Origin of the sequence: Hymenobacter sp. DG25B, from assembly GCF_000801315.1 — a bacterium.
Lineage (GTDB): Bacteria > Bacteroidota > Bacteroidia > Cytophagales > Hymenobacteraceae > Hymenobacter.
This window is the reverse complement of sequence record NZ_CP010054.1, coordinates 1,696,319-1,715,300: the sequence shown is the minus strand read 5'-3', so window position 1 is coordinate 1,715,300 and position 18,982 is coordinate 1,696,319. Positions and strand designations below refer to the sequence as shown.

The window sequence follows — 18,982 nt, the reverse complement described above, 5'->3', positions numbered from 1 at the left end:
GCGCGAAGCTCCGGCTTCGCGCACGAGCAACGCGAGTAACAGGCGTATGCTCACCGCGTAGGAACTCGCTTCGCTCGTACGCGAAGCCGGAGCTTCGCGCTACTCTCACTGCCAGGTATTTTCTACCACTCGGTGCGTTACTCCGCGAAGCCGGAGCTTCGCGCTACATACATTTAATACGAATCCATGAAAAACTTCCAGTTCTATAACCCCGTCCGCATTTTGTTTGGCAAAGGCCAGATTGCCAGTGTGGCCCAGCAGGTGCCCGCCGGCGCCAAAGTGCTTATCACTTATGGTGGAGGCAGCATCAAGCAAAACGGCGTTTACGAGCAGGTGACAGCCGCGCTGCAGGGCTTTGATACCGTGGAGTTTGGCGGCATTGAAGCCAACCCGCACTACGAAACCCTGATGCAGGCCGTGGAGCTGGCTCGCACGGAAAAGGTGGACTTTATTCTGGCCGTTGGGGGTGGCTCCGTGGTAGATGGCACCAAGTTTATTGCCGCCGCCGTGCCATTTCAGGGCGAAGACCCGTGGGATATTCTCAGCAAGCGCGCCAAGGTAACCAGCGCCCTGCCCTTTGGCGCAGTGCTCACGCTGCCCGCTACGGGCTCAGAAATGAATTCCGGCTCTGTTGTTACCCGCGTATCGACCAAAGAAAAGCTGGCGTTCAGCTCGCCGCTCACCTTCCCCAAATTCTCCATCCTCGACCCCGAAACCTGCTTCACGCTGCCCAAGCGCCAGATTGCCAATGGCATTGCGGATGCGTTTACGCACGTGCTGGAGCAGTACCTCACCTACCCCGTCAACACGCCCCTGCAGGACCGGCAGGCCGAAGCGGTGCTGCTCACGCTGATTGAGGAAGCGCCCAAAGTGCTCGAAAACCCACGGGGCTACGATGCCATGGCCAACTTTATGTGGGCCGCCACCAATGCCCTGAACGGCACCCTGGCGGCCGGCGTGGTTACCGACTGGAGCACGCACTACGTGGCCCACGAGTTGACCGCCCTGCACGGCATCGACCATGCCCGCACCCTGGCCATTGTGCTGCCCGCCATGCTGCGCTACCGCCGTGCCGGCAAGCTGCAGAAGCTGGTGCAATACGGTCAGCGCGTCTGGAACATTACCGCGGGTACCGATGAGGAGCGCGCCGAAGCCGCCGTTCAGGCCACCGTACGCTTTTTTGAATCCCTGGAAATCAAAACCCGCCTTTCCGATTATGAAGTGGGCGAGGAAACCATTAGGCACATTGTGCAGCGCTTCACGGAGCGCGGCGTGAAAAACCTGGGCGAGCGGGCCGATGTGCAGATTGCCGACGTAGAGCAGATTCTCACCCTCAGCCTGTAAACCCATGCCCAAGCCAGAAGATATTTATTGCGTAGCCGCCGAATGGCTGGTGCAGCCGGGCCAGGCCGAAACGGTGCGGCGCCTGCTGAAGGAAGCTGCGGCAGCCGTACGGCAGCATGAGCCGGGTAACCTGGTCTACACGGCGCATCAGTCGGCTGAGGAGCCGGAGCGCTTCTTTATTTACGAGCAGTACGTGGACCAAAACGCGCAGCTAACGCACCGGGCCGCGCCACATTTTCAGGACCTGGTACTAGGACAGATTGTGCCCTTGCTGGCAGAGCGCAAAACCACGTTTTACCGCCTGCTGCTGTAAGGGCTCAGTGCCCTATTTTTCATCCCACACTTTTCTATCACTTAAATACAAGCCACCATGAACATACTAATGGTATTGACCTCCCACGACCAGCTGGGAAATACGGGCCACAAAACCGGCTTCTGGCTGGAAGAATTTGCCGCGCCCTATTACGTGTTCAAAGATGCCGGCGCCACCCTCACGCTGGCCTCACCGGCCGGCGGCCAGCCCCCGCTGGACCCCAAAAGCGACGACCCCAGCGCCCAGACCGAAGCCACGGAGCGCTTCAAAAAAGACTCCGAAGCGCAAAAAGCCCTGGCCAGCACCGTGAAGCTCGACAGCGTGTCGGCAGCTGATTTTGACGCCGTGTTCTACCCCGGCGGCCACGGCCCGCTGTGGGATTTGGCCGAAGACAAAAAGTCGATTGAGCTGATTGAAACGATGTACGCCGCCGGTAAGCCCGTTGCGGCCGTATGCCACGCTCCCGGCGTGCTGCGCCACGTGAAAGCCCCCGATGGCAGCTCCATTGTGAAAGGCAAATCAGTGGCCGGCTTCACCAATACCGAGGAAGAAGCGGTGCAGCTGACTAACGTAGTGCCTTTCCTGGTGGAAGATATGCTGAAGCAGAACGGCGGCAACTACTCCAAAGGCGCCGACTGGCAGCCCTACATCGTAACCGCCGGCAACCTGATTACTGGCCAGAACCCGGCCTCCTCCGAGCCCGCCGCCAAAGAGCTGCTGAAGCAGCTGGCGAAGTAGGTTTAATCTTTTCTAATAAAATGCCGCCCCGGCTGTTCCTGCTACAGGAGTAACCGGGGCGGCATTTTGGTGTTAGATTCGTAAGTGCAATAACACTCTATAACTAGTGTATACCTTCTGATGCCCAGACGCAGGATCTTGAATGGATTTCCCCATAATCTAGCTCAACTGTATTTCTATTCGCCCGTTGGTAGTGACTTGGCTGATTTATTATACCATACAGCTCGGAAACATAATATCTCCGAAATCACGCTGAATGTCTTGACCGGGCAAATAGAACCGGTTGCCCTTCAAACGGCACCATTTGAATCCAACTTAATAAGGATCAAAACATTACTAGATACACGTTTGCAAGACCTTGGATTTAACTCGGGGTTTATTAAGGAAGTTAAATTTAGGATTGAGGTTCCAGCCAACAAACTCCTTTTGTTCTGCTGGCCTTCTATGCAAGACCTTATAGGGCGCAGCTATGAAACAAAACGCATGGCCATAAATGTGTATGCAACGCATATGAATGAGGTGTATCCTAAACCAGAGCTGCCTCATTTCTCTTTGTGGAAAGCAATAAAGTACCTTTTTCAGCAGAATTATTCTTAACCCAGCCTTCCATCCGGCGCGTATTTCAGCTCGCCTCGCTCCACCAGTTCCCGCAGCAACTCCGTTACGGCCGGAGCCTGCCCAGGCACGAAATGCGCCAGCACTTCCCGTGGGGTTTGCGGGGTGGTGCGGAGCAGCTTTAGCAGCTGCTCCCGCAGCGCGGGTGTGGGCGCGGCGTCCTGTCTGGCTTTCTTTTTGGCGAGGCAGAAGTCGCACACGCCGCAGGCCGGCGCATCCAGCTCACCAAAATATTCCAGCAACAATTGCTGACGGCAGCGCCCGCCGGCCGTGTAGCGAATGACGGACTCCGTTTTGTGTACCGCCAGCTCCTGCGCCTGCAGCAGGCGCTTCTGGTCCAGGGGGAGCTTATCGGCATCAAAGCGCGGGGTGGTAAACAGCGCCTGCGGCGACTCGTGCTTGGGCTGGTACTGAATGATGCCCGACCGGTGCAGAAACAATAGCATCTTGCGCACATCCACCACGCTTAGCTTCAGGTGCTGGGCCAGGCTGTTTTCCGAAATCCGCTGGAAGCCTGCGAACAGCTCGCCCCCATTAAAGCGCAGCAGACTCTTAATCAGCTGGTCGTGCTGCTGGTTGGCTACCTGGAAGCGGTACAGGTCGGTGTGGTTGATGGGGATGTGCACGCGGGCGGGGTTGTTCACGGCCTCGTTCAGCTGCACGAAGCCCTCCCGGGCCAGCGTGCGCAGGCTATTATGCGCATCCAGGGCCTTGAGGCGGTAGGTTTCGGCGAACTGCTGCAGGTCAAAATCGAAGGCTACCAGCTCGCCGCCACCTACGGCAGTGCGGGAAAAATTGGCCAGGGCCTGGTACACGCGGCGCACCACATCCAGCGGCGGGTAGGCCTGCCGGGTGCGGCGGCGCAGCTCGTCGGCATCGTTGGGGCCGGAGAGTAGCACGGCAAAAGCGTACTTTTCGTCGCGACCCGCGCGGCCGGCTTCCTGGTAGTAGGCCTCCAGGTTGTCGGGCGCATCCAGGTGCACCACCAGGCGCACATCGGGCTTATCGATGCCCATCCCGAAGGCATTGGTGGCCACGATGCAGCGCGTTTTGTTGCCCATCCAGTCCTGCTGGGTGCGGGTGCGCTGCTCGGCGGGCAGGCCGGCGTGGTAGGCGGCCGCAACTACGTTGTGCTGTTGGAGAAAAGCAGCCGTATCCTCGGTCTGGCGGCGTGTGCGGGCATACACAATGCTGGTTTTTTCGGCCCCTACCCCACGCACTACTTCCAGCAGCCGCTTGAGTTTATCTTCCGTGCTCAAAACCGAATACGAGAGATTAGGTCGGGCAAAGCTCTGCTGAAACAACCGATGCGTGGCCCCGAAATGCAGCTTTTCTACTATATCCTGCCGCACCTGCTCGGTGGCGGTGGCCGTGAGGGCAATGCAGGGCACGCCGGGCAGCAGCTCGCGCAGCTCCGCAATTTTCAGGTAGGGCGGGCGAAAATCGTAGCCCCATTGGGAAAGGCAGTGGGCTTCGTCTACGGCCAGTAGGCTTACTTTCATCTTGCCCACGCGGGCCCGGAACATATCGGTCAGCAGGCGCTCGGGACTCACGTACAGGAACTTCACCGGGCCATACACGCAGTTGTCCAGCGTCTGGTCGATTTCGGTGTGGGTCATGCCGGAGAAAACGGCCTCGGCCTTGATGCCACGCTTGCGCAGGTTTTCCACCTGGTCCTTCATCAGGGCAATGAGCGGCGAAACTACCAGGCACAAGCCCGGCCGGGCCAGCGCCGGCACCTGAAAGCAGATACTTTTGCCGCCGCCCGTGGGCAGCAAAGCCAGCGTATCCTGCCCCGCCAGCACCGAGCGGATAATATCCTCCTGCAGCGGCCGGAACTGCGTGTGCCCCCACGTCTGGCGCAATACATGCAGAATGTCGTCGGTGGGGTGCGGCATAGACCACGAAGGTAACACCGATTGCACGGCGGCTCAAATGCTGGGAGTGTCATGTCGAGGGAAGTCGAGACATCTCGCGTGCTGATGTTGTAATAGTAATTGTCATCCTGAGCTTTGCGAAGGACCTTCTCACGCAAGCACAAGTCGTTGTTCCGATTGTCGTTCTGCCGTGAGAAGGTCCTTCGCAAAGCTCAGGATGACAGGCGAAGCAGTAGAGATGCTTCGCCTGCGCTCAGCATGACGCTCTATTTTGATGCTGTTCTTTCAATTGCAGCCGCTCGCCTATACCGCACCGCCTTATACACCTCAAACCAGCCCACGCTAACCAGCGCCACGGCCGCGCAGATGGCTAGCTGTATGAGGGAAAGGGGCTGCAGCTGAAACAGATGCTGCATAGGCGCAAAGGTGAGGCACAGAGCCAGCAGCGCCAGCGTGATACCCAGCGCCAGGGGCACCAGCGGGTTGGGGTAGCGTAGGGTGGTGAGCACGGTAAGGTGGCGGGAGCGGCTGACCAGCGTTAGCACCACGTTGGCCAGCACCAGCGTAGTGAAGACCAGGGTGCGCGTCAGGATTTCGGAATGGGCTACCTGCAGGGAGTAGAAGTACACACCCAGCACGCCGGCCGCCGCCACACTCCCCTGCACCAGGCTCAGGCCCAGCTCCCGAAACGAGAGAAACGTATCCGAAGCCGGGCGGGGTTTTTCGTGCATGGTGCCGGCTTCCATGGGCTCGTTCTCAAACACAATAGAGCAGGTGGGCCCCATCAGAAGCTCCAGGAAAATTACGTGCACCGGCCCGAACAGCGCCGGGTATTTCCAGGCCAGCAGGGAAGGTACCAGCACCGTGAGAATAAGCGGAATATGAATGGAAATGATGTACTGCACCGCCTTTTTGAGGTTGTCGTAAATACGGCGCCCAAACCCTATGGCCGTTACCATGCGGCTCAGGTCGTCATCCAGCAACACCAGGGAGGCTGCCTGCCGGGCCAGCTCGGTGCCGCGGTGGCCCATGGCAATGCCAATGTGGGCGGCTTTCAGCGCGGGGCCGTCGTTCACTCCATCGCCGGTCATGGCGGTTACTTCGCCGTTGGCTTTCAGGGCGTTGATGACGCGCAGCTTGGCTTCCGGGAACATGCGGGCGTACAGGCCTACCTCCTGCACCCGCTGGTTTAAGGCAGCTTCGTCCAGGGCCATGATTTCGGCGCCGGTGAGCACGGGCGCGGGGTGGCGGAAACCGATTTGGCGGGCAATGGCGGCGGCCGTCACGGCATTGTCGCCGGTAATGATTTTCACCTCGATGCCGGCTTGGTAGAACTGTTCCAGCACCTGTGGAATATTCGCCTTGGGCGGGTCGCTGAAGCCCACCAGGCCCGCAAACTGCCAGTTAAAATCCTGCTGCCGTTCCGGATATTCAGTACTGGTCCACTCGCTCCAGGCCACGCCTAATACTCGCAGACCCACGGATGTGAGGGATTCCAGTGCCTGTTGGGCGGCCTGCTGCTCGGCTGCGGAAAGATGACTAAGCGCCATAATACCTTCGGGCGCCCCTTTGCAAGCAATTATCCGGCGGCCATCGGCAGCGGCGAAAACGTGCGTCATCATGGGCGGGTGCCCACCCAGCGGGTACTCGTGCACCAGCTGAAACCGGGGCCGCTCATCAACCGAAGAAAACTGCGCATACGCCTCGTGCAGGGCCCTTTCCATGGGGTCGAAGGGCTGCGGCTCGCTGGCCCACATGGCCGTGGCCAACAGGCGGGCCTGAGCAGGAGCCAGCACCAGCTCCGGCCGTATTTCCCAGGGCACAGTATCATCCGGGCAGTAGGCGCGGGTAAGCGTCATACGGTTTTGGGTGAGGGTGCCGGTTTTATCCACCCCTATAACGGTGGCCGAGCCCAGCGCTTCTACGGTTTGCGGCTGCTTGGTCAAGATTCCCTGCTTCATCAGGCGCCAGGCGCCCAGGGCCATGAAAGTGGAAAGGGCCACCGGTATTTCTTCCGGCAGCACCGCCATGGCCAGCGCCAGCCCATGGAGCAGCCCGTGCACCAAACTGCCCGATTCCCACCAGTTATACCCGAACACCAGCACAAACGCCACAATGCCCACCAGCGCCATGCGGCGCACAAACACGGCAATTTGCCGCTGCAGGGGCGTTTGTTCCGGTTTCACCGCCTGCATCAGGCCCCCAATTTTGCCCAGCCGGGTCTGGCTGCCCACGGCCGTGACGCGGGCCCACACGGCCCCGCTGGTGAGCGTGGAGCCCAGGTACACGGCCTGCGCACCATCGGCCACCTTGTCTACCGGCAAAGATTCCCCGGTCAGGAAAGATTCATCGGCCTGCGCGTCGTGGGCCTCCAGCAGCAGGCCATCGGCCACCACCTGCTCCCCTTCTGATACCAGGAGCACATCCCCTACTACCACGTCTTCGGCCGGCACATCTAACTGCTCACCCGCGCGGCGCACGTGGGCCAGGGGCTGCGAGAGCTGCTGCAGAGCGCGCAGAGCCTTGTCGCTGCGGGCTTCCTGGTAGAGCGAAATGCCCGCCACCAGCACAATGGCCCCCAGCATAGTAAAGCCCTCCTGGTAGCTGCCAATGACCATATACACCCCCGCCGTAACCACCAGCAGCACAAACATGGGCTCCGTAACCACGCCCCGCAGAATCTGCCAGGTGCGGTTACCGGCGTTGTCCGTGAGCTTATTGGGGCCGAAGCGCTGACGCTGCTGTTCTACCTCAGCGGGCGTGAGGCCGGGCGGCAGGGTTGCGGGCGTGGCATCAAGGATGGCCGTTTCGGATGCAGTAGCCATGCAGCAGGGTTGGTGGGCGTTTTTTAAAGTTGGTGAAAAGACGGAGTAAAACCGATGACCTTTGTCATTCAACCGCAATCAGAAAGGCACAAAAAAGCCCGACGCTGAAACAGCATCGGGCTTTCGATATAAGAAGCTACTGGAAGCTTACGCAGCGGCCGTTTCGCCGTTTTCACGGTCTTCAATGGCTTTTTTCAGCTTGGCAATGGCCTGTACGGCCCGCTCTTCATCCAGACGGTTGATGTTCAGGAGCATTTTGGTTTTCTCCTGACGCGTAATCACCGGATGGTTCAGCAGACGGATGATTTCCTCCTTCTGCGCAGCAGTAGCATAGGCTACGGCAGGAGCAGGTTCCGCAACGGGGGCTACAGGCTCAGCGGGCACGGCTTTCATGGCCGTGGGGGCGGCCGGAGCTGGCGCAGCGGAGGGGGCCGGAGCGGCTTTCACCTCGGGCGTGTTGCCGTGGTACTCCATTTCCTCCGCTGGGGTAGGCTCATAGCCGGCGGCGCGGATAATCCAGGCCAGAATGTTCCGGTAAGCCTTACCGATGGCGCGCGTTTGCGCCATGCTCATGATGGCAAACTCCTGGTAAAACTTCTTGCCCTGCTCTTTATTGGAGCAGATGGCAAAGCCAGCCCCTACCGTATGCCCGGAGCGCAGATCAAACAGCGTTACCTTGGCCTGATATTTAATTTCTGACTCAGTCGAGACATTGATGACGTGGTCAACGATGGGCACAATGCCCAGGCGCGAGCCGGCATACTGCCAGCCTTCCACGTTCACGAACTCCTTGCCCTGCACCGAAGTGGTGAGCTTGTTGTCCTTGATGAACTTGGCCAAGTCCGTGGCCAAGTGCAGCGTTTCGTCGGAGCGTGCAATATCGTAGCTCTCGACTTTCATCTTCCGAGCTGGCTCTTTGGTGTTCTTGGTTACTTCGTTCATGATGTCTTCCCTTTAATACGTTTTGTTGTTCTAGTGTATAACCCATCGGGCACCTGATAAGTGCAAAATACAGACCGTTTTTTAGTAAATTTTCCCGTTGATTATCAGTAAGTTACAAATTATTTTTCAAGCGACTTAGCCAACGAGGTTAGTTAAACTCTTCTTCTTTCCGGCCGGTGCCGCAAACGCACGAAAAAACGGGCCTTACTGCGCCGATAACCTGTTGGTTTCTACGCAATAAGACCCGTTGCTGTTTCTGGCACACCCGGGGGTGCGGCGGCAGAGGTTATTCGGAAATGTACCCGTCTTTCATGGTGATGGTGCGGTCGGCCATGGCGGCCAGCTGGTCGTTGTGCGTCACGATGACGAACGTCTGGCCCAGCTCCTTGCGCAGCAGGAAGAAAATCTGGTGCAGCTCCTGGGCGTTCTGGGAGTCCAGGTTGCCGGAGGGCTCATCGGCGAAGATGATTTCCGGGGAGTTGATGAGGGCGCGGGCCACGGCGGTGCGCTGCTGCTCGCCGCCGCTCATTTCGGAGGGCTTGTGGTCGGCGCGGCGCTCCAGGTTCAGCATGCCAAGTAATTCGCGGGCCCGCACGCGGGTTTCCTTCTCGGAGCGGCCGGCCAGATAAGCCGGCAGGCACACATTTTCCAGGGCCGTGAACTCGGGCAGCAGGTTATGAAACTGGAAGATGAAGCCAATGTGGCGGTTGCGGAACCGGGCCAGGCTGGAGCGGCCCAGCGCACTTACGTTTTCGCCATCAAACAGCACCTCGCCGGAATCCGGCGTATCTAGGGTGCCCAGAATGTGCAGCAGCGTGCTTTTGCCCGCGCCCGATGACCCCACTATCGACACGATTTCTGACTTCTTGATGGTCAGGTCGATGCCCTTGAGCACTTCCAGCGTGTTGTAACTCTTGCGGATGTTAATGGCTTGCAGCAAAGCGGGGTAATGAGAAATGAGCGAGGTTAAGAAGCAAATCTACGCAATGTCAGGCGTAGCATTCGATTCTGAGCTGCGAAAGGTTGCGGCATGCCCTTTTCCTGCGTCTGCCACGAATATTGACACAATGCTTTACCAGTGCGCGTAACGAAATTGCCCACTCGGCAAAAAGGCATAATACAGCACCATAAGTGCCAAAAACACATACCAAAAAGCGGTGAGAGTACCGGCAACGCGCCCAGGCAGGTAACGGGATAAGATGGAATACATGGGTTTAGCTCAGCAAACGGTAAAAGGTATGGGCCACAGCCTGCCAGGATGGCTCGCGGATAATCACGCAACTAAAGCAGTAGAAATGCAGGGTGAGAAAAACGCCCAGCCATACGGGCAGCACCGGGACAACATTCGGCCGCTTTTCCGCAAACTTTTGATACTGGTGCCAGAACAGAATGCCCAGTCCCTGCAAAGCGCCCCACACCAGATACCGCCCCGACCACTCATGCCAGAGCCCCAGCACCAGCATGGAGGCCGCAATGGCCAGCATGGGCCGGCGGGTCAGGCTCAGCAACGGAGAAAATACGTAGTCGCGGCACCACTGAGAAAGGGAAATATGGTAGCGCTTCCAGAAGTCATTTAGATTGGGAGCCAGAAAGGGCGCGGCAAAATTTTCCCCGGTTCGGAAGCCCAGCAGCAAGCTTAACCCAATAGCTATATCCGAATACCCGGCAAACTGCACGTAGGCGTTGCCGGCAAACCGCAGGATGCCCAGATACGTAGCCAGCGCCGGATGTTGCGGCTCCAAAGCCGTAAGCAGGTGCCCCAGCTTGTTGGTGAGCAGCGCATTGCCCAGTACCACCACCTTCACATAGCCATACAACACCCGCTCCAGCCCTACCGATGCCAGCGCGGCATCCCAGCGGCGGCGGCGTACATCCCGCAGAAAATCGGGGAAGCGGTTGATGGGGCCTACCAGCATGGTAGGCAGAAAGAATAGGTAGCGCAAATAATCGGCCCAGGTGTGGCGTGGCAGGGTTTGCTTATAACGCTCAATAGCGTAGTGAATTTGCCGGAAGGTATAGTAGGACAAGCCCAGCGGCACCCCCACCTGTGTCCACCAACCCGCCTGCGTCGGCCACTCTGATTTAAATACCATCCAGACAGCCACCGCCTGCCCGATGGCCAGTAAAACTGCTCCCGTAGGGCGTAGCCAGGAGCTTTTAAATACCCAATAGCTGGCTGCCGCCGTCAGCAGCAGCATCAGCGCGGATATGGGAGCTACATACAGAAGAAATGCCGCTGTCAGCAGGCTAACGGCACTTATCTGCCAGCGTTCCGGCAACAGCCAAGCGGCCGGCACTAACAGTAACAGGCTAAAAAACACGATAGTATGGAGGACAAGCATGTCGTGCTGGTTAGCGGGCAGTCAAGAGAGTAGGATTTGTTTCCTGGCGCAGCTTTTTGGCCAGCCAGGTAGAGTATAGGGCGCGGCCCTGGAAATTCATGTGTGCTTTATCGTAGAAATACCGGAAGTGATAAGGGCCGGGCTCATGCCAGTAGCTGGCCTGGTAGGCCCGCTGGTATTGCGCAATGCGGTAGCGTAGCGAATCCCCATTACGACCACTATAAATAGCTTTTTCCAAAGGAGCCGGCCGGGGAAAATGCAGCAACACTATGCGTACGCCCTGCCCTCTTAGTATCCGCAATGCCTGATGCACAGGATGCCGGGGAGCAAAAGGGCGGACTTTCCGCTGTCGTATTTCGGCTACGAATTCGGTTAGATGCGTTGTATCCCACGGAGTAGTAGGCGCTGGCATATCCACATCCTGCATAGCAAGACCGGGCCGATTCACATCGATAACCTCGTGCGTGAGCCCAAGTCTTTGCTTACTCCGGTTAACCAGCTGATAGGAGTAACGAGCTACATTCTTCAGCAGGAAGGAATCCGGCGACAGTTCGGACCAATCTTTCAGGTCATACAGCAGCAGGTTTTCCTCAATGCAGAGAATGTCCGGCGGATACTCCTGCAAATACTTTAAAATGGGGGCACGGTCGGTAAACGACTCCAGATTAGCACTGATGCGGAACAGACGAACCACCCGGCAGCGGCCGTTCGTCTTTCGGGTGAAATACGCCGAGGGCATCACGCCATTGCCGGTAAGCGAGCTACCCAGAATAACTACCCGCGTCACACTATCCGTCCGGTCCTGCCACTCTCGTTGTAACAGCTGCCGCGCACCGGCCACCACCTCCTGGTGGTAGGTAGAAACGGAGTGCACAAATCCCCATCCATATACAGTCCCAAAGCTCAGGAGCATACCCAGTGCCACTGACCATACCCAGATGGGGGCAGGCTCAGCGGGTGGCGAGTTTCTTGCGCGCAACGTCTTCAGCGGTTTGTAAACTATTCATTACCATAATCTCTGCCGTGGAAAACTCCGTTCCCAGTGCCTTTTCCAGCCGAACGATGAAATCCAGGTGGGCCATGGAGTCCCAGCCGGCCATGCTGCGCGAGTTGGCCTCGGGGCGAAGCTGCTCCATAGGCACTTTAAAGGCATGCGATGCTGCCTCGCGCACCAGCGAGCGGAAATCGGGGCCATTAGCGGTGGCTTGCGCAACGTGCGTTGCCAGCCGCTCCTGCACTACTTTCAGCTGCACTTTTCCAGACAACCCTTTGGGCAACTCATCCAATGAATGAATTACGGTAGGTACTTTCTTCTCTTCCAGCCGCTCGCGGCAGTAGCTGGTCAGCTCTACCTCAGTAGCCGTAGTTCCTTCTTTGAAAACCACGCAGCTAATTAGCTTTTCCCCGAATACCTCATCGGCCACGCCAAAGCTGACAGCTTCGGCCACAGCGGGGTGCGTGTTCAGAACCTCCGTTATTTCCTCGGGGTGAATGTTGACTCCACCCGAAACAATAATGTTTTTCTTACGACCTGTAATGCGGTAATAACCATCGGTGCTGCGCATGGCTATGTCGCCGGAGCGGAGCCAGCCATCCGGCATCAGTACTTCTGCGGTAGCGGTGGGATTATTGAGGTAAGCCAGCATGACATTTTCGCCGCGCAGCAGCAGTTCCCCCTCGGTTTCATCTCCTACTTCCTCATCAAACTCATTCACTATGCGGGCCTCCATGTCCACGGGCTTGCCCACGGTGCCAATGCGGTAGCTTTCGTCACCAGGGCCGCAGAACAGGCCACCGGCCACGGTTTCCGTGAGACCATACACGTTCACCAGACGCACGCCGAAGCGCACAGCAAAAGCGCCCCACAGGGCTTCTTCCAGATGCGAGGAAACGGAAATGATAAAGCGAAAATCCGGGGTACGGAAGCTGTCCTCGTAGCCATCTGAAAAGCGCTGAATGAGCGCCAGCATAGCTGGCACGGCTATTAGATGCGTTACCCGGTACTTGTAAATGGCATCCAGTAGAGCGCCAATATTGCTCAGGTCGAAGCGCAGTGGCCGGATGCAGACGGCCGCGTTATAACCCGCCAGAATTGGCCCTTGGATAATACCATCGGCGTGGTAGAGCAGGAGGATGTTCATCAGACGCGTATCGGCATCAAACCCGTACACGTTTGTCAGTGTCTGCAAATGGCTGAACAGGTTGCGGTGCGTAATCTGCACCCCTTTTGTATCGGAAGTAGTGCCCGAGGTGAACAGCACATAGGCTACCGTATCGGGACTGATGGCAGTGGGCAGTGGGGCGGGCTTTTCCTGTGCCAGCAGGGCCGGATATGTCTGGCTTGCTCCTGCCGATGACTGGGTGCGGCCCAGTAGCTTCCGAAAAAGCTGCCCTTTAGGAGCTTCCTCCAGCCGCACCGGAAGTACTTTATACTGCTTTGCATCGATTTGCTGCCGCTGCAAAAAGGCCTCATCGGCAATGAACGCCACTGGCTCAGCCGTGCGGATAATAGCACGGGCCCGATCGGGCTTCACTTCCGGGTCCAGTAGAATAGCGCTGAGGCCATAGCGCAGCATCGCCCAGAAAATAAAGGCGGTTTCCACTTCATCCTCCACCGAAACCACTACCCGGTCGCCTTCCTGAAGCCCAAGCCGGGCAAAGACCCCAGCCAGCTGCCCAATGCGCTCCGTGAGCTGACGATACGTGATACGACGATTGCCCAGATCTAGAAACGCGGCGTTCTGGCGGGCGGGCTCACTGAAGCGAGCTACGGTTTGGACGACATCGGCCCAACGGGTTGCAGTAAGAGTAGACATCAAAATACAGTGCAGATGAAACAGTAATAACTAGCAAGTGACATGGAGCCCGCCCAGCCGGCATGCTGTCAGCCTGAGCGGCGGCTTTTTAATCAGCGAAGTAACTCCAGTAGTTGGGTTTTAAGCACTTTCCCATTGGAGGAATAAGGCAGCGCATCCAGTACCTGCACCACAGATGGCACTTTGTGCTCCCCTACCCGAGCCGTGAGATGCGCCAGAAGCTGAGGTATTATCAGGGCAGCATCGTGGCCGGGGCCCAGCGTTACAAAGGCAGCCAGGCGTTCCGTGTCATGGCGCTGAAAGGCACACACAGCGGCCTGGTGCACGGCGGCATGGGCCAGCAGATGCGTTTCAATTTCGGAGGGATACACGACTTCGCTTAAAGCATTCTTGATAAGCTCCGTGCGACGGCCGCGCAATGTTACGCTGCCATCGGAGTTGGCCACGGCTATGTCGCCGGTGTATAGCCAGCCGTCCCGCACCGGCGAAGGAGTAGCGCTGCCGGGACCATAGTACGGGCCCTGCATCAGGTTATCACTGTAGATACGCAGCTCCCCTTCCTGCCCTGGATCCACCTGCTGGCCCTGATCATCCACGATCTGCGCCAGGCAACCTACGGGCCAGCCAATGGTATCGGCGGTGGGTTGCGCCTGCTCGGGGCGCTCGGCCAGGCATATGCCGGTAGTCTCGGTGAGGCCGTAATAGTTAACGATAGGGAGGTTAAACGCCTGCTGGAAGTCGGTGCGCAGCGTAGGCGTCAGCTGGCTGCCGGTGCTCATCACCAGGCGCAGGCTCCGCAGTTCCGTCCCAATGCGGCGCCCCAGCTGCACCCATTGCCGCAGCAGCGCCGGGCTAGCGGCTAGCAACGTGGCCTGGGAGGTTACTACTGCTTCCGCAAGCATGGCGGCGTGTTGTTTCTGAGCAACGGTTGGGATAATGACGCTGGCGCCTACTTCCAGCGGGGCTAAGGCCGCGTTGCGTAGGCCGCTCATAGCATCAGCGTCGCCCACGGCCAGAAAACGGTCGGTGGTTTCCCACCCGAAGGTTTCCGTTACCAGCCGGGCACTGCGGTATAACTGCCCGTGCGTGAGCGGCACTCCTTTCGGCAGCCCGGTAGAGCCTGAGGTAAATAAAATGGCCGCAACATCTGTAGGAGTAATGGTCGGTGGAGTAGGTTCCTCTGTTTCGGGCTCTTCCTCCAGGCTCAGCCAGTCAGAAAACCACCGGGCGTTCGGCGGCAGCTCACTGCTCTCGTCCGTGTCTACCACCAGCTTGGGCACTTCTACAGGCTCATAATCCGCTTGCTTTTCAGCTACCACTAACAGAAGCTTTGGCGAAACTGACTCCAGTATGGTTTGAGCGGTGGCAGCAGGTAGCGTCATGCTCAGGGGTACTACTACAGCGCCTTCCAGCCAACAAGCCCAACTCAGCAACAAAACCTCCGCATGTAGCGGCGCATGTATGGCCACCGCATCGCCCGCAGAAATCCTGCTACGGCGCAAGGCCTGCCGAATGTCCGTTACAATGGCATCGGCCTCTGCGTAGCTGAAGCTACTTCCATCTTCCAGGGCCGTGAGCAGCGTGGCTTCTCCGTAGTGCTGCTGGGCCCGCGCCCACAGCCGGGGAATGGTGTGCTCCTGATTGGGGGCCTGAAATTCCTGAAAAGCCAGAAAATGCTGCAGCCGGTGGCTTTGGGCGCTGATGGGCACTAACTGGATGATATCCAGGGCGCTAAGCTCCCGCAGCAGCGGCCGTAGCTCTTCCACAGAGCGCCCCAGCTGCTTGGCTATTTCGGCGGCGGTGTATTGCCGGGCGGCCCAATAAAGCACGCTGCGCGCCTCTGCCGACAGTTGGTAGCCGTGGGCACTTGCCAAATGTTGCTGATATACCGGGTGCCGCTCTAATAAGTGGCCCACGGCGCCACCAAACCGCTCGGCGCGGTATTCCACCCGGCCTGTTAGCGGGTTAATGTGCAGCAGGAAATTGATCAGGAGCCGGCAACTGGCCCATGTGGATTCTTCCACTGCCTGGCAGGGCTCCAGCATTGGCTGCTTTTCCATCCATGTGTCCGGTAGTAAAGCAACCAGGCCGTTATAGTCGGGGGAGGCAGGATTTGGTTTTGGTGCCGGGGTATTGGAGTCACCGTGTTCGTTGAAGTAAAACAACTCAGGCTCAGAATACACCAGCGCCTGGCGGTTGGTTTGCCGGGCCAGGGGCTCCAGGAATTGCATATACTGCTGGCCATGCAGCAGGCGGCCGCCACGCTCAAAGTAAGGATCCGGCTCGTTATTGGCGAGGTGCACATGCGGAAAGAGCAGGCCACCATCGGGCGCAACCACCCGCATCAGCTCCCGCAGCACCCGGGCCTGCTCGAAGCGGTGCAGCACATCCATACCTATGACCAGGCGCACGCTGTGGTCGTTGAGGGGCAGTGGCTTGTTCAGCTCCTGGAAAAGCAGCTGCACGTTGGCCGGGGCCTGCGTGCCGGTTAGCCAGTATGCATAGCCTTTATAGCCTAACACGTCCCGGTCACCGTCCCACACCGTGAGAATAGTCTGCTCCGGGAACAGGCCCGCCAGCCAGGAGGTATTCCACCCCGACCGGTCCCAGAGATTCAGAATAACGTCGCCGGAGCGGAGTTGCCGGCGCAGCATATGCACGAACGGTAGCAGCGCCCGGGTGGCCTCATTAAAGGGCTGAAAGCATACATAGGCATCATACACCGGGCGCCGCCCTTTTCGCCGCACAAACTCATCGTAGGCCGGCAGGCGCTGGCGCAGGGTTTCCTCTGTGGCCCGTGCTTTGGGTTCCATCAGTTCCGGCAAAGGCCAGTCCAGCTGGTCGCCCAGGATCATATTCTGCACGATTGGCAAGCCGAAAGCGCCGCTGGGGTGGGCCAGCCAGCCCGTTGCCTGCTCCGACGAATAGAGGGGATGAAAGGTATACGCTGTAAGCCCGGGAATCATACATAAGGGGATTTAGAATGATATAATTATTGGCCGCATTGCCTTTCAGCCAGCGGAGCGTAGTAGCATGAAGCTATTATATATTTCCACAATAATAATAATTATTGTCACTATTCAAATATAAATATTGAAGCTTGTTAACACTTTATGCTGATCAGCTGAAGAGGGCTGTAAAAGCCGGGCTTTCCTCCTGCCGCCGCTTTTGTGCGGTGTTACTGGAGCGCCGCCTGCCCTGCCGAAAAATATCCCGGGGGCTTTTGGCATCGAAATCAGGGAAAAGGAATACTACCACGGCACTATCCTGGGCGAAGCGGGCGGCGTGAAATCGTACGGATGATATATCCAATTTCCCCCTCCGCTGATAATTCCCTACTTTCGCCCCCGCAAATCCCACCCGAATCTTCCTTCAAACCGACCCTCTATGAACATCCACGAGTATCAGGGTAAAGAAATCCTCAAGCGCTATGGCGTGCGCGTGCAGGAAGGCTACACCGCCGACACCCCCGAAGAAGCGGTAGCCGCCGCCCAGAAGCTGACCGCGGAAACCGGAACCGGCTGGCACGTTATCAAAGCTCAGATTCACGCCGGTGGCCGTGGCAAAGGAGGCGGAGTGAAGCTCGCCAAAAACCTGGAGCAGGTGAAGGAAATTGCCGGCCAGATCATTGGCATGCAGCTGGTGACCAAGCAAACCGGCGCCGAAGGCCGCAAGGTGCACAAAGTACTGGTTGCCCAGGACGTGTACTACCCCGGTGCTTCTGAGCCCAAAGAATACTACATGAGCGTGCTGCTGGACCGCGCTACCGGCAAAAACGTCATCATCTATACCACCGAAGGCGGGATGGACATTGAGGAGGTAGCCGAAGCGCACCCCGAGAAAATCCACCGCGAGCATATTGACCCCCGCGTGGGTCTGCAGGCTTTTCAGGCTCGCAAAATTGCCTTCAACCTGGGCCTCGAAGGCGAAGCCCACAAGGAGATGGTGAAGTTTGTACAGGCGCTGTACAAGGCTTACGACGACACTGACTCGGCTATGTTCGAAATCAACCCTGTGTTGAAAACTTCGGACAACAAGATTCTGGCCGTGGACGCCAAAGTAACCCTCGACGAAAACGCCCTCTACCGTCACAAGGACTTCGCCGCCCTGCGCGACCTGAACGAAGAGGACCCGCTGGAGGTAGAAGCCTCGAACTCGAACCTGAACTATGTGAAGCTGGACGGCAACGTGGGCTGCATGGTGAATGGCGCGGGCCTGGCCATGGCTACCATGGACATCATTAAGCTGAGCGGCGGCGAGCCGGCCAACTTCCTCGACGTAGGGGGTGGAGCCAACGCCCAGACCGTTGAAGCTGGCTTCCGCATCATCCTGAAGGACCCGAACGTGAAAGCCATCCTCATCAACATCTTCGGTGGCATTGTGCGCTGCGACCGGGTGGCTAATGGTGTGGTAGAAGCCTACAAGAACATCGGCGACATTAAAGTCCCCATCATCGTACGTCTGCAGGGCACCAACGCTGAAGAAGGCGCGCGCATCATTGATGAGTCGGGTCTGAAAGTGTACTCGGCTGTATTGCTGAAAGATGCGGCTCAGAAAGTGAAAGAAGTACTGGCCGAGCAGGGCCTCGCCTAAGCCGCCACTTGGTTAAATAAAAAAGCCCCCACCGGAGTCCGGCGGGGGCTTTTTTATGATGTGCTTGTTAGGCCTTTTCCTTTACGGCGGCCGGCTCGCCATCTACTTTCAGCTCTACTTCCATGTTGCCCCGGGTGCCTACCGAGTAAGGGCATATCTCATGGGCTTTGGTCACCAGCTCCGAGGCGCGCTCATGGCTCATACCCTTCAGGCTTACATCCAGCACGGCGCTCAGACCGTAGCCTTCGCCTTCCTGAAAAAGCGTTACGGAGCATTGCACGGTACTGGCAGGGTCCAGCCGCTCGCCTTCCTTCTGCGCGATAACCAGCAGGGCCTGCTGAAAGCAGGAGGAATAACCGGCCGCAAACAGCTGCTCGGGGTTGGTAGCGCCCTTCTTCCCGCCCAGTACAGATGGTACCGACATTTCCATATTGATAACGCCATCCTGGGAGTGCACCTGGCCGCTGCGGCCGCCGGTAGCCGTTGACTCGGCCGTATACAGATTCTTTTTCATAGAAACAGGGTTGATTAGAATGGGTAGATATGTAGGCTTAACCTGCTACCAGTCATTTAGGTT

The 18,982-nt window shown here is 58.0% G+C and carries 14 protein-coding genes; 5 read left to right on the top strand and 9 right to left on the bottom strand.

Annotated elements, in window-relative coordinates; all coding sequences use genetic code 11:
• Nucleotides 1–186 precede the first annotated feature (186 nt).
• The 4 genes from PK28_RS07350 (at nucleotide 187) to PK28_RS07335 (ending at nucleotide 2,992) form a co-directional block, all read left to right on the top strand.
• Complete coding sequence (locus PK28_RS07350; protein ID WP_044512933.1) at nucleotides 187–1,344, top strand: iron-containing alcohol dehydrogenase; 1,158 nt, start codon at nucleotides 187–189, stop codon at nucleotides 1,342–1,344.
• 4 nt (nucleotides 1,345–1,348) lie between these two features.
• Entirely contained in the window at nucleotides 1,349–1,657 is a 309-nt protein-coding gene (locus PK28_RS07345; RefSeq protein WP_052430537.1) for a putative quinol monooxygenase, read from the top strand.
• Nucleotides 1,658–1,714: 57 nt separating this feature from the next.
• On the top strand, nucleotides 1,715–2,395 hold the full coding sequence (locus PK28_RS07340) for a type 1 glutamine amidotransferase domain-containing protein (protein ID WP_044512930.1): 681 nt from the start codon (nucleotides 1,715–1,717) through the stop codon (nucleotides 2,393–2,395).
• 198 nt (nucleotides 2,396–2,593) lie between these two features.
• Nucleotides 2,594–2,992: a hypothetical protein gene (locus PK28_RS07335; protein WP_044512928.1), complete on the top strand. Its 399-nt coding sequence runs from the start codon at nucleotides 2,594–2,596 to the stop codon at nucleotides 2,990–2,992.
• Here PK28_RS07335 and PK28_RS07330 read toward each other — a convergent pair.
• From PK28_RS07330 to PK28_RS07295, 8 genes are all read right to left on the bottom strand, one after another.
• A complete protein-coding gene (locus PK28_RS07330) occupies nucleotides 2,989–4,908 on the bottom strand; it encodes a RecQ family ATP-dependent DNA helicase (RefSeq protein ID WP_044512926.1) in 1,920 nt (639 codons plus the stop codon). The genes PK28_RS07335 and PK28_RS07330 overlap by 4 nt on opposite strands.
• A gap of 245 nt (nucleotides 4,909–5,153) precedes the next feature.
• Nucleotides 5,154–7,712: a cation-translocating P-type ATPase gene (locus PK28_RS07325; RefSeq protein ID WP_044512923.1), complete on the bottom strand. Its 2,559-nt coding sequence runs from the start codon at nucleotides 7,710–7,712 to the stop codon at nucleotides 5,154–5,156.
• Between the two features lie 147 nt (nucleotides 7,713–7,859).
• Nucleotides 7,860–8,654, bottom strand: coding sequence for a hypothetical protein (locus PK28_RS07320; RefSeq protein WP_044512920.1), 795 nt, complete (start codon nucleotides 8,652–8,654; stop codon nucleotides 7,860–7,862).
• A gap of 286 nt (nucleotides 8,655–8,940) precedes the next feature.
• Complete coding sequence (locus tag PK28_RS07315) at nucleotides 8,941–9,594, bottom strand: ABC transporter ATP-binding protein (RefSeq protein WP_082017007.1); 654 nt, start codon at nucleotides 9,592–9,594, stop codon at nucleotides 8,941–8,943.
• A 274-nt stretch (nucleotides 9,595–9,868) separates the two neighbouring features.
• Nucleotides 9,869–10,996 carry an MBOAT family O-acyltransferase gene (locus PK28_RS07310; RefSeq protein ID WP_044512915.1) on the bottom strand — a complete coding sequence of 376 codons (1,128 nt, stop codon included), beginning with the start codon at nucleotides 10,994–10,996 and terminating at the stop codon, nucleotides 9,869–9,871.
• 10 nt (nucleotides 10,997–11,006) lie between these two features.
• A complete protein-coding gene (locus tag PK28_RS07305) occupies nucleotides 11,007–11,975 on the bottom strand; it encodes a hypothetical protein (RefSeq protein ID WP_156126289.1) in 969 nt (322 codons plus the stop codon).
• Nucleotides 11,947–13,812 carry an AMP-binding protein gene (locus PK28_RS07300; RefSeq protein WP_044512909.1) on the bottom strand — a complete coding sequence of 622 codons (1,866 nt, stop codon included), beginning with the start codon at nucleotides 13,810–13,812 and terminating at the stop codon, nucleotides 11,947–11,949. The genes PK28_RS07305 and PK28_RS07300 overlap by 29 nt, the downstream gene beginning before the upstream one ends.
• Before the next feature lie 92 nt (nucleotides 13,813–13,904).
• Nucleotides 13,905–16,778: an AMP-binding protein gene (locus PK28_RS07295; RefSeq protein WP_044512907.1), complete on the bottom strand. Its 2,874-nt coding sequence runs from the start codon at nucleotides 16,776–16,778 to the stop codon at nucleotides 13,905–13,907.
• Between the two features lie 421 nt (nucleotides 16,779–17,199).
• Between PK28_RS07295 and sucC the strand changes: the two genes are divergently transcribed.
• Nucleotides 17,200–18,405, top strand: coding sequence for an ADP-forming succinate--CoA ligase subunit beta (sucC, locus tag PK28_RS07290; protein ID WP_044512904.1), 1,206 nt, complete (start codon nucleotides 17,200–17,202; stop codon nucleotides 18,403–18,405).
• Between the two features lie 67 nt (nucleotides 18,406–18,472).
• Here sucC and PK28_RS07285 read toward each other — a convergent pair whose 3' ends face one another.
• On the bottom strand, nucleotides 18,473–18,919 hold the full coding sequence (locus tag PK28_RS07285) for an organic hydroperoxide resistance protein (protein ID WP_044512901.1): 447 nt from the start codon (nucleotides 18,917–18,919) through the stop codon (nucleotides 18,473–18,475).
• Between the last annotated feature and the right edge of the window lie 63 nt (nucleotides 18,920–18,982).